The sequence below is a fragment of the Mucilaginibacter sp. genome, assembly GCF_039207105.1.
Classification (GTDB): Bacteria; Bacteroidota; Bacteroidia; order Sphingobacteriales; family Sphingobacteriaceae; genus Mucilaginibacter.
On the sequence record NZ_JBCECK010000145.1, the window covers coordinates 1 to 12,243 of the forward strand.

The window sequence follows — 12,243 nt, forward strand, 5'->3', positions numbered from 1 at the left end:
GTTGTTTTTAATCCCGATACTACCGTTTGGCAGGCCAGTTATGATGGCCGTAACAAGGAGCCTATTACACTGCCTGTAAAATTCCCTTTGCTGCTGGCCCAGGGAGCCGAAGGTATTGCGGTAGGCTTGGCCACCAAAATATTACCACATAATTTTATTGAACTGCTTGATGCATCCGTAGCTGTATTAAAAGGTGAGCGACCAAATCTGATGCCCGATTTCCCGACTGGAGGCATGGCCGATACTTCGATGTATAACGAAGGTCAGCGCGGGGGCAAGGTGAGGGTGCGGGCCAAAATTGTGGAGCGTGATAAAAAAACGCTGGCTATTACCGAGATCCCATTTTCGACCACTACAGGTAGTTTGATTGATAGTGTGATATCTGCCAATGATAAAGGCAAAATCAAGATCAAAAAGATTGAGGATAATACCGCGCAAAACGTCGAGATCATTATTCACCTGGCACCCGGTATATCGCCCGATGTAACTATCGACGCGCTGTACGCCTTTACCGATTGCGAGGTTTCCATATCGCCCAATACCTGTGTTATTCAGGATGATAAGCCACGCTTCATGAGCGTGAATGACATGCTTACCGAAAGCACCTTTTTCACCAAAGATCTGCTTAAGCAGGAGCTGGAGATCAGGCTGAAAGAGCTGATGGAGAAGATATTTTTTAGCTCGTTGCTTAAAATATTTATTCAGGAGGGCATGTATAAACATCCTGACTATGAAAGCTCCGGAAATTTTGAAACTGTACTGGAAGTATTAAACCGGTTATTTGAACCTTTCTTTTCGCAGTTTTACAGGGAGATATTGCCTGAGGATTATAAGAAACTGATTGACAAGCCTATGAGCAGCATCACCCGCTTTGATGTTAAAAAAGCGGATGAGCTCATGAAAACGCTTGAAAATGAAATAAAACAGGTTAAACATCACCTGAAACACCTTACCGATTATGCCATTGCCTGGTTTGAAAAACTAAAGGAAAAATATGGTAAAGATCGTGGACGTAAAACCGAACTGCGCACCTTTGATAAGGTAGAGGCTGCCCAGGTTGCCCTGGCCAACGTAAAACTATACGTTAACCGCGAAGATGGTTTTATAGGTTCGGGCCTTAAAAAGGATGAGTTTGTAGGTGATTGCTCTGATATTGACGAGATCATCGTTTTCCGGGCAGATGGACGCTGCATTATTACCAAGGTACAGGACAAAGTTTTTGTGGGTAAAGAGATTATCCATGTAGCCGTATTTAAAAAGAATGATGAGCGTACGGTTTACAACATGATATATAAGGATGGCGCCAGCGGCATCAGCTATATTAAACGTTTTTCCGTTGTTGGCGTAACCCGCGATAAGGAATATGACCTTACCAAAGGAACCAAGGGTACTAAGGTGCTTTATTTTTCGGCAAATCCTAATGGCGAGGCCGAGGTGGTTAATGTACAGCTTAAACCACATTCCAAACTCAAAAAACTGCAGTTTGATGAGGATTTTGCATCTATAGCTATTAAAGGCCGCGGATCAATGGGGAATATCATCACCAAGTATCCGGTTAAAAAAATAATACTTAAAACCAAGGGTGTATCTACCCTGGCCGGCCGCAAAATCTGGTACGACGATATTTTAAAACGCCTGAACGCCGACAGCCGGGGCAAATACCTGGGCGAATTTGATGGTGATGACCGTATACTTACCGTTATGAGTAATGGTATATATGAGTTGACCAGTTTTGACCTGAACAATCATTTTGATGATAAAATGATGCTGATAGAAAAGTACGACCCTAAAAAGGTTTACTCAGTTATTCACCTGGACGGCAAATCAAAAAATTATCTGGTAAAGCGTTTCACGTTTGAAAACATTGTATTGGGTAAACAGGTAAGTATTATTAGCGAAGAACCTGGCTCAAAACTGATATTACTGAGTAAAACAGCCCCGCTTGTAAGTGTAGTACAACTAAAAGGCAAAGATCAAACCCCCGAAACAGTAGAGCTAAACCTGGCCGATTTGATTGATGTGAAAGGCATGAAAGCGATGGGTAACCGCTTATCGCAATTTCCGGTAAAATCAGTTGAGCTGATATCAGCAGGTGAAAGCCCCGAAGAGGCAATTGACTCGGAAGAGCCGGAAACAGAATTGAATGAGGAAAATGATGCTCATGAACAGGTTGATGAGTTAGCTGAGGAAACCCCTTCGCCGAAAGCAGAGCAGGAGCAACCAGCAGCGCAGCCATCGGCTCAAACACCTAAATTGGAAATTAAACCGGAGCCCCAAGCTCAGGAGCCTCATAAAAAAGTTGACTTTGAAATAACCAACCCCGATGATATTGAAATGGATGATAAAGGGCAGTTAGGGTTGTTCTAAACATAAAAAAGCCTCCTGATGATATATCGGGAGGCTTTTTATTGATATCGTGTTGATTATAATATCAGGATCAGTACTAAAATGATAATGATAATAGCGCCCACCGAAAGGTAGATACCGCCGCCGCCTAAAGCGTTTGCTTCGTGTTTAAGACCTTTAAGCTCGTGACGTAATTCTTTCTTATCCTCTCTGGTAAGTTCAGATTTGTCCATCGCTTTTATTTCGTTCACTCTTGCTTTAATTTCTTCCACGCGGGCTTGTTTCTGCTCGGTGGTCATGCTGGCTATTTGCTCTTTGCTCAATATAGTTAAAGCGCCGTCAGTAGCTGTAGAAGCATAGCTGTTGAATGCGCCAATGGAGAGTAACATGGTAAGAGCGATAAGATAGATTTTCTTTTTCATAGCTAATAAGTTAAATAAGTATTGTTTTAAATATGTGTTTAATTATTGTAAATAAAAAACCGATTAAAATGTTTTGTTACTGCACAATATTTTACAAAAAAGTGTCACTTACAGGCTTATAAAATAAGGAGCCTCAAAAACATGCCCGGCATGCAATGATTGTATGGCCTCTTTTTTATTGATGTTTACCTGGTGGTTTTCGGTATCAGCGCAGCCAAGCCAGGGTTCAATACATACAAAGTCGGCACCGGGTTTGGCCCACAAGCCCAGATAGTTATAATGCGGGAACTCAACCGATATGGATTGATCATGCTTTTTGCTTTTGATGCTGATCATCCGGGAGTTTAGTTGTTTAAAAACAAGCGCGTCGGCATCAAACAGGTGGCGTGTTAAATATAGTTTATTACCGGGGGTAGGTACGGTGTTTGTTTCGCCGGTAAAAAAGCCATCAGCCGATAGCAGGTTGGCTTCTAAATGCTCGTCTGTTTCAAATTCCAGGTAATAATCATCATAACTTTCGCCTTTGAAAAAAGGAATGTTAAATGCCGGATGGGCTCCAACAGAAAAGTATATGGTTTTTTTATCCAGATTGATCACCTTGTGGGTTATACGCAGCGAATTATCGATCAGCATATATAAAACCTGGTAATCAAATTTATAAGGATATACCTTTAATGTGTTTTCGCTGTGTGGGAGCGAGAAACTGGCCGATACTTCATCGGCTTCCAGCAAAATAAATTCAGATGTCCTTGCAAAGCCGTGCCGGCCCATTTCGTAGGTCTGGCCATCAACCATTAACTGGTTATTGATCAGTCCGCCCACAACCGGGAAAAGGTTAGGGGAGTGCCAGGGCCAAACATCAGGATTGGCTTGCCAAAGGTGTTCAACACCGGTTTTTTTGTTATAAAATGAGCTAAGTTGAGCGCCCTTTAAATCGATAGCTACTTTAAGAAACTCGTTTTCTAATACAGTCATAGGTGAACGGTAATTATTCAGAAAAAAATTAACTTTTACGCATCCAAGTTACAATGATTTTTTGTGAAATAAGCAGCTAAATCATGTTCATAATTAATATAAATAAGCTTTTTGAGTTTTGGACGATAGATAACGGACAAAAGACAAAAGATGATGCTTCTGTCTGGATTCAGGGAAATCGTTTTAATCTTTGTGATGATTAGGAGGCTCCTACGGAGCCATTTGTGAAATGTTTTAAGCTATAAACACGTGGCTCCGCTGGAGCCTGGAGATTGAAAGCATTTATAGCTCCAGAGGAGCAAACTGTTTATAGAGGGTATAACCTATTTTAACGGCTCCGTAGGTGCCTCCTGTTTTAAAAGCAATTTTCAGATCGCAGTTGATATAAATACTATATTTGCAATGCTTAAACATAACAAATATGAATTTTGAGCATCTTCAACAACAAATAGCCTTTATCCACGAAATTGATAAGGTAAAATACATCCAAAGAAAAACCCGCCTTTTTAATAGTGACCGAAACGAAAATGATGCCGAGCATAGCTGGCATTTAGCGGTAATGGCCGTTATATTGGCTCAGCATGCCAACGAACCCGTTGATACTTTGAAGGTAGTAAAAATGCTGCTGATTCATGATGTGGTTGAAATTGATGCAGGCGATATTTTTCTTTATGATACGGTATTAAATCACTCAAACTCTGAAGCCGAACGCAAAGCCGCCGAGCGTATATTTGGCTTACTGCCCGCTGAACAGGCAACCGAGCTGATAGCCATATGGGAAGAGTTTGAGGCTGGTGAAACGGCCGAAGCTAAATTTGCCCGATCAATGGATAGGCTGGAGCCCTTGCTGCAAAATGTATCTAATAATGGCGGAACCTGGCAGGAGCACAACGTGAAATATGAGCAGGTGATTCAGAAAAAAAGTATCATTCAGCAAGGCTCAAAAACACTCTGGGATTTCGCCAAAGCATTGATAGATGGCAGTGTTGATAAAGGGATATTAAAGAAAGGTGAGCAGCGCTAAAACTCAAAAGCGGCATCGCTTTCCGGGTTATCAAGTTTGGTACTTTTGCGCAGGCCACCAACGGTTACGTGTAGCATATTGATCTGTTCGGGGTGTTCTGTAAAAAGCAGATCGTCATGAACTTCCAGCTTTTTTACCTTGCTGATGCCTTTTGCCTCAAAATAGGTCCAGGCCGCATCTTCCTGAATTTCATAACCTACATAACTAAGCGCAATTGGTTTGCCATCGGCTTTAATGATGAGGTGCTTTTTAATGTAATCTGTTAGCAGTTGGTTTACTTTATTTTTATCGGCAGGTTTTACAATATCAACCCGGGTATGGTATTGCTTTTCGAGGGTGTGTTCCAGATCATCATAAAATATGCGGCAGCTTACCTCAACAGATTGTGTGCGGGCGTTGTGGTTTATTTCAGTAACGCTCACAAAAAACGGGTGGAAAAAGCTTAGCCAGCTAATGATTATTAATTGCAACATAATTGCGTTAAATGATTTTTTTTTACACAAAAAACGCTATTTTTATTCGCAAACACGAATTATACTGCATGGACGAGTTTTCTTTGTACTTCCAGTTAGGCTGGCAGCACATCTGTAATTGGGAGGGATATGATCATATTTTATTTGTAACTGTACTATGCGGTACCTATTTGCTTGCCGACTGGCGCAAAGTGCTGGTATTGGTTACGGCTTTCACTATCGGACATTCTATAACACTGGCATTGAGTGTTTTAAATGTGGTGCATGTTAATACGTCGCTTATTGAGTTTCTGATACCGGTTACTATAGTATTCACCAGTTTGGTTAATGTGCTTAATAAAAAACGTACCCAAAACACTATGCGCCTTAATTATACATTGGCCCTTTTTTTCGGGCTGATACATGGCATGGGCTTTTCAAATTATCTTAAAAGTTTGCTGGGCAGCAGCAGTAATATCACGGCTCAGCTGTTCGCTTTTAATATTGGTTTGGAGTTTGGGCAGGTGTTAATTGTAATATCTGCGTTACTTATCTCTTATTTGCTTATAAAGTTTGCCCGCGTTGCCCAGCGCGAGTGGACAATGTTCCTTTCTTCGGCTATATTTGGGATTGCTTTTATTATGTGCATTGAGCGCTTTTTACTCATAAAATTCAGATGAATAAATTTTACCTTACATTATTATCTTGTACTTTATTAACCTCTGCCGCCTTTGCGCAGTATGACAATAATCCCGGTTCAAACCACGGTAACAGGTTTGAGCAATTGGGTACTATGGTTTCTACACCAAACGAGTACCGTTCTGCTTCGGGAGCTCCGGGCCCAAAATACTGGCAGCAAAAGGCCGATTATGATATCAGCGCCACGCTAAACGATGATAAGCAGCGTTTAGATGGATCAGAAACCATTAGCTATACTAATAACTCGCCCGATCCGCTTACTTACCTGTGGTTGCAGCTTGACGAAAATCAGCACAAAAAAGATGCTGAAAGTGCCAAGTTTGATGAAAGCAAAATGCAAAGCAAAATGACCATGCGCCAGCTGCAGGCTATTATGGGACATGATCTGGATCTGGGTAATCATATTGTGAGTGTTAAGGATGCCAATGGCAACGCGTTAAAATATACCATTAATGAAACCATGATGCGCATTGAGCTGCCCGCGACTTTGCAGCCCGGTCAAAAATTCAGGTTTAAAATTAACTGGTGGTATAATATATCTGACCGCTTAACTATTGGCGGTCGAGGTGGGTATGAGTTTTTCCCGGAAGATGGCAATTATCTGTATACCATGACCCAATGGTACCCACGTATGGCCGTTTACAGCGATTTTCAGGGCTGGCAAAACAAGCAATTTACCGGCAGAGGTGAGTTTGCACTAACTTTTGGCGATTTTAAGGTAAGCATGAACGTACCTGCCGATCATGTGGTTGGCGCTACCGGCCAATGTTCAAACTATGCGCAAACTTTAAGCGCGGCTCAGCTTAAACGCTGGAATGCTGCACAATCTGCAACTACCCCACAAGAGATAGTTACCCTTGATGAGGTGAAGCAAAGTATGAAAAATCATGCTACTGCCCGCAAAACCTGGATGTTTCACGCAGAGAATGTACGTGATTTTGCCTGGGTATCATCACGTCGTATAGTTTGGGACGCTATGAGCACCCAGATAGACGGTGGCAAAAAAGTAATGGCCATGTCTTACTATGGCCCGGAGGCTTATCCGCTATACCGTAAATATTCAACCAAGGTGGTGGCTCATACCATTAAAACTTATTCAAAACATACATTCCCTTATCCATATCCGGTAGCTATTTCTGTTGAGGCATCAAACGGTATGGAGTACCCGATGATCTGCTTTAACTATGGCCGCGCCGAAAAAGATGGCACCTATAGCGAAGCCACCAAGAACGGCATGATTGGTGTAATTATTCATGAAGTTGGGCATAACTTTTTCCCGATGATCGTGAATTCAGATGAGCGCCAGTGGACATGGATGGATGAGGGTTTAAATACTTTTTGCCAGTATATGGCCGAACAGGAGTGGGATAGCAAATTCCCGTCGCAGCGTGGCCCGGCTTATAAAATAGTTGATTACATGAAGCTGCCAAAGGATGAACTGGAGCCTATCATGACCAACTCAGAAAACATTGTGATGTTTGGCCCTAACGCATATGCCAAACCAGCAACGGCTTTAAACGTACTACGCGAAACTGTAATGGGGCGCGAGTTGTTTGATTACGCTTTTAAAACCTATGCTCATCGCTGGGCCTTTAAACACCCTACACCTGCCGATTTTTTCCGTACAATGGAAGATGCATCGGCAGTTGACCTGGATTGGTTTTGGAGAGGCTGGTTTTACGGAACCGAACCTGTTGATGTATCCATCGATAGCGTAAAACTCTACCGCTTGAATACTAAAAACCCGGCAGTTGAAGCTAATGCCGACCGTGCGCAATTTGACCGTAACCTGGAAAACATCAGCACTACCCGTAACAAAGAGGCCGGTACTAAATTTGCCGTAGAGGCCGATACCGCCCTGCAGGATTTTTACAGCAAGTGGGATCGTTTTGCGGCAACACCGCTTACTACGCAAAGCTATCAGACCATGTATAATGCTTTGAGCCCAGATGAAAAGAAACTGTACGATAACAAGAGCTATTTTTACGAGATCAATTTCAGCAACAAAGGTGGTTTGGTTACCCCTTTAATTATTGAATGGACTTATACCGACGGCACCAAAGAGCTTGAAAAAATATCGGCTTATATATGGCGTAAAAACGAGTTCAAGATCAGCAAGGTGTTTGCCAAAGCCAAAGAGGTAAAAGCCATTAAGCTTGATCCATACCGTGAAACTGCTGATATTGATGAAACTAATAACAGCTGGCCGCGCGAATATCAACCATCACGGTTTGAACTGTTTAAACAGCAGGCACTGCCACGAGGAGTTACCGCAGGGCCTAACCCCATGCAGGATGCCAGAAAAAATTAATAACGAAAAAGGTCCCCGGTATACCGGGGACCTTTTTCGTTATAGAGCAGGTTTTATAGTGTTGGTACAGCAGTAAATATGCTTGTATAATACTTACGATAGGCCAATCCCAAAAATAAGTGAAGCACAATAATACCAATTGCCATAGGTATGCCGTAAGGCGCCAATATTAAATGGAATAAGAATATATTCACCGAAACCGGAAACAGGATAAGTAAAAAGAAAGCGGTATAGCGGTTAAGCAGTATGGCCAGCCCGCTGGCAATTTCAATAACTTTCATATACTGAAAAAAATAGCCCGATCCCCACAAGCCGCCGCTAAAAGCCTGTGCCTTGGCCGACATTGCCGGAGGTGTCATTGGAATAAACTGGAAAAAGAAATTAAGACCGAATACAACGAAGAGAAGGCCCAGCAAAACGCGGGCAATTAATACTGCAATTTTCATGAATTTAGGTTTTTAGTGGAAGTGTTAACACTAAATTAATGATTTAATTAACATATTCAAATGGTTAGGTATAGCTTGAGCTATAGACTTTATTTAGCCATAATCCAAATTAGTAGTGCCGTTCACTTGTTATCCGCCCAAAACTGAATAAATTTGCCGGGCAGTTTCCGGGTAAACTAAAACTGGAAAGGCTTAGTTAACATATATTCTTACTTGCAGATACCTGCTTGTTTACACAAAATTATATAGTTGCAATGCTAAATTGCCTGTGTAATACATTTCCGGGCTATTTGGCCAATAATAAAAAATGAAAAAAATATCTTCTTACCTTGTATCGTCAATACTTGTTTTAAGCGCTTGTTCATCAACTAAAAAAGTAACTACCATCACAACAACCGTTAGTTCTACAACTACTACCAGCACGGCAAATACCTCAATTGCTAATGATGGTAAGGTATGGGCTTCTTTATGGCAGCAACGGGCTGCGGAGTACAGGGCTTTATGTTTCCAGGCATATAATATTGCCAGGTTAAGGGTAGATGAAGGCGTTAAAAAAGTAAGCACCAAGCCATTGGCTATTGTTACCGATATTGATGAAACACTATTGGATAACAGTCCTTACGATGCTGCCCGCGCCATTCAAAATGCTGATTACAGCGACAAAACCTGGAAACAATGGACAGATAAAAGCAAAGCGGATACCGTACCGGGAGCTCCCTCATTTTTAAAATATGCAGCATCAAAAGGTATCACTATATATTATATTACTAACCGTAATGAAAACGAGCGCGGATCTACTTTGTACAGCCTGCAGCATTACGCATTGCCCAATGCCAATGATGAGCATTTGCTGTTAAGGCAGGATAATTCAAGTAAGGAAATCCGCCGTCAGGAAGTATTAAGAACACATGATATTCTGTTGCTTTGCGGTGATAATCTGCCCGATTTTGATGTGCTTTATGATAATCATCCAACCGAAGAAAGCCGTATGGCAGCCACGCAAAAACTGCAAAAAGAATTTGGAAGCAGGTATATTGTAATACCTAACATCTCATACGGCGATTTTGAAGGAGCTTTGTTTCAGTATAACTATAAGCTTAACGTCGCCCAAAAAGATTCTGTTATCAGGGCTAAAATAAAACTTGATCAATAGAAGTAGATACGCTACACTAAATATTCAATTGTAAAAAGGCCAATGCCCGTACGGTGCATTGGCCTTTTAAGTACTCAAGAAAACGTTGATTATGGATTGGCGTTAAAATAACATTTCTTGCGGAGGTGTTACACCTTTTAACCGGAGGTAAACAGTAGCCTGTCCGCGATGGTGAGTTTGATGTTCAAAAGCTTTGGCCAATAATAAGCCACGGGTCGATTTTAACTTGCCCAAGGCCAATTCTTCTGCAAATTGTGCTTCGTTCATGCCCTGCAAAGCGCCTATAGCATAATCATAACTGTCTAAAACTGCTTTGGTTGTGGCTTCTTTGTTTTGCTCTGTTGTTTTCTCTAATGATACCCCTTTAGCTAAAGGGCTTGGTTTACCACTTACCATGCTTAAAAAAAAGTAATTATCATCGGCTAAATGAAGCATTTGGCCCGCAAATGAACGAACCTCTGGTGTGGCTTTAAAAGTATAGCCATCGGCAGGCATAGCATCTAAATAAGCTTTAGTGTATGCTTTGGCGCGTGTCCATTCGCTGATAATTTGTTCTTTAGTTAATTGGGCAAAGGTTGCCGTGCAGGTTAGTGTCAGCATTAGTAGTAGTAATGATAATTTTTTCATGATGGTTTGATATTTGGTTGAATAAAAATAATCAGAAAATATAATTTATTAAAGTGTTAAAATGAAGATTGATAACGAGTTGTATATTGATTTTATATAGATAAAACTTATATTTATGCATTCAAAGGCTTAAATTAGCCTTCTTGATGATTGATTCGGGGCGGCGGCATGCTAATGTTGTAACTGTGTGAAAAACAGTTATAAATGTTGAAAAGATGTCAAATATTGCAACAAAGTGTGTATATGACACAAATAAATTGCAAATTTGTGGTCTTCATAAATTCAGTTAACACCCTGTTTAACTATGAGCGAAAAGACGATATTGGTTTGGTTTAGGAATGACTTACGGATACACGATAACGAAATTTTGTTAGAGGCTGTCCGAAAGGCTGATAAAGTACTGCCGGTATATTGTTTTGATCCTTATTATTTTCAGCGCACACCATCAGGTGCCACTAAAATAGGTAACTTTAGGGCTCGTTTCCTTTTAGAAGCGGTGGCCGATTTGCGGAAGAACTTACAGGCTTATGGCGCCGAACTTATTATAAGAATAGGAAACCCAGCCGAGATATTGCCGCAATTGGCCGAGCAGTACCAGGTAAATGAAGTATATCATCACCGCGAAGTTGCCTATGAAGAAACCGACATATCTGAACAGGTAGAAGCTGCCTTATGGAAAATGAGGCTTAACCTCAAGCATTTTATAGGCCATACGCTATACCATAAAGAAGATCTTCCGTTTCCTATCAAAGACATTCCGGATAGCTTTGCCGTTTTCAAGAAAAAGGTGGAGCGTGATAGTAACGTGCGCCCCGGAGTGTCTACTCCAGATCATATTACTACCCCCGAAATTACGGATGCGGGCGAACTGCCAACCCTGCAGCAGTTAGGGCTTGATGAGCCTGTTGATGACCCTCGGGCTACCAATTACTTTCAGGGTGGCGAAACCGCCGCTTTGGTTCAGCTGCACAAATATTTTTCGCAGAGCGAACAGAGTGTTAAGCCTAAAAACGCACGTAGCATTATCGCCAATAACTCTTCTAAATTATCACCGTGGCTGGCTGTGGGTTGCATATCTCCCCGGCAGGTATATTGGGAAATATTTAAACACACTCAGGACAGCTTTGCGCAAAATGCAAGTATGCTTAAGCTGGAACTATTGTGGCGTGATTATTTCAGGTTTATGTTTAAAAAGCATGGACAAAAATTTATCAAGACAGAAACTACGGAAGAGAGCACACAGATATTAGCCACCAACGAGCTTGATTTTAACAAGTGGGCTCATGGCGATACCGGCATACCATTTATAGATGCCTGCATGCACGAGTTAAATGCCACAGGTTATATATGCAATCAGTGCAGGCAAATTGTGGCCAGCTATCTGGTACATGAGCTGCATGCAGACTGGACTCGTGGGGCTGCTTATTTTGAAGAAAAATTGATAGATTACTCACCCGCCAGTAACTGGGGTAACTGGGCTTTTGTAGCCGGTGTTAATGATGCTAAGGAAAGCAAATATACTATAGCCACCTTGCAACCTAAAGATGCCATAAGCGATTTTGTGAATACCTGGCAGCATGCTAACATTGATGAGGCTGGCAATATGGTGCATGCCTAAAACCTGTTATGCTATTTTTCATTAAACCATTTCCCTGATTTTTGCTCTATAGAATAACGCTTTTACTCCATAATGTGTGTTTAATACAGTTATTGGGCCAAAGCAAATTTCTTTGCAATTAATTATGAAGTATATAAGCCTATATGCTTACTTTTGTACCGTTTTAAAGA

11 protein-coding genes are annotated in these 12,243 nt (G+C 41.4%); 6 read left to right on the forward strand and 5 right to left on the reverse strand.

Features of this window, described 5'->3' with window-relative positions:
* Positions 1–2,367 (forward strand): DNA gyrase/topoisomerase IV subunit A (locus tag AAGC65_RS20920; RefSeq protein WP_343114407.1); only part of this gene is annotated, 2,367 nt, incomplete at its 5' end.
* A gap of 56 nt (positions 2,368–2,423) precedes the next feature.
* Here the strand turns inward: AAGC65_RS20920 and AAGC65_RS20925 are convergent.
* Positions 2,424–2,768, reverse strand: coding sequence for a hypothetical protein (locus AAGC65_RS20925; RefSeq protein ID WP_290324568.1), 345 nt, complete (start codon positions 2,766–2,768; stop codon positions 2,424–2,426).
* 108 nt (positions 2,769–2,876) lie between these two features.
* Complete coding sequence (locus tag AAGC65_RS20930) at positions 2,877–3,743, reverse strand: aldose 1-epimerase family protein (protein WP_343114408.1); 867 nt, start codon at positions 3,741–3,743, stop codon at positions 2,877–2,879.
* 421 nt (positions 3,744–4,164) lie between these two features.
* Here AAGC65_RS20930 and AAGC65_RS20935 point away from each other — a divergent pair, with 421 nt between their 5' ends.
* Positions 4,165–4,767, forward strand: coding sequence for an HD domain-containing protein (locus AAGC65_RS20935; RefSeq protein ID WP_343114409.1), 603 nt, complete (start codon positions 4,165–4,167; stop codon positions 4,765–4,767).
* On the opposite strand, the gene AAGC65_RS20940 is transcribed toward AAGC65_RS20935, so the two are convergent.
* Positions 4,764–5,240 (reverse strand): DUF6702 family protein, encoded by a 477-nt coding sequence (locus AAGC65_RS20940; protein ID WP_343114410.1) that lies wholly within the window; start codon positions 5,238–5,240, stop codon positions 4,764–4,766. The genes AAGC65_RS20935 and AAGC65_RS20940 overlap by 4 nt on opposite strands.
* 68 nt (positions 5,241–5,308) lie before the next feature.
* Between AAGC65_RS20940 and AAGC65_RS20945 the strand changes: the two genes are divergently transcribed.
* Positions 5,309–5,899 (forward strand): HupE/UreJ family protein, encoded by a 591-nt coding sequence (locus AAGC65_RS20945; protein WP_343114411.1) that lies wholly within the window; start codon positions 5,309–5,311, stop codon positions 5,897–5,899.
* Positions 5,896–8,229: a M1 family metallopeptidase gene (locus AAGC65_RS20950; protein ID WP_343114412.1), complete on the forward strand. Its 2,334-nt coding sequence runs from the start codon at positions 5,896–5,898 to the stop codon at positions 8,227–8,229. Before AAGC65_RS20945 ends, AAGC65_RS20950 begins: the two co-directional genes overlap by 4 nt.
* Positions 8,230–8,282: 53 nt before the next feature.
* Here AAGC65_RS20950 and AAGC65_RS20955 read toward each other — a convergent pair whose 3' ends face one another.
* The gene (locus AAGC65_RS20955; protein WP_343114413.1) at positions 8,283–8,675 is read right to left on the reverse strand and encodes a DoxX family membrane protein; all 393 of its coding nucleotides are present in this window, start codon (positions 8,673–8,675) and stop codon (positions 8,283–8,285) included.
* 307 nt (positions 8,676–8,982) lie between these two features.
* On the opposite strand from AAGC65_RS20955, the gene AAGC65_RS20960 reads away from it, so the two are divergent.
* Positions 8,983–9,828, forward strand: coding sequence for a 5'-nucleotidase, lipoprotein e(P4) family (locus AAGC65_RS20960; RefSeq protein WP_343114414.1), 846 nt, complete (start codon positions 8,983–8,985; stop codon positions 9,826–9,828).
* Between the two features lie 102 nt (positions 9,829–9,930).
* On the opposite strand, the gene AAGC65_RS20965 is transcribed toward AAGC65_RS20960, so the two are convergent.
* Positions 9,931–10,455 (reverse strand): DinB family protein, encoded by a 525-nt coding sequence (locus AAGC65_RS20965; protein ID WP_343114415.1) that lies wholly within the window; start codon positions 10,453–10,455, stop codon positions 9,931–9,933.
* Between the two features lie 304 nt (positions 10,456–10,759).
* On the opposite strand from AAGC65_RS20965, the gene AAGC65_RS20970 reads away from it, so the two are divergent.
* A complete protein-coding gene (locus AAGC65_RS20970) occupies positions 10,760–12,073 on the forward strand; it encodes a DASH family cryptochrome (RefSeq protein ID WP_343114416.1) in 1,314 nt (437 codons plus the stop codon).
* Positions 12,074–12,243 lie beyond the last annotated feature (170 nt).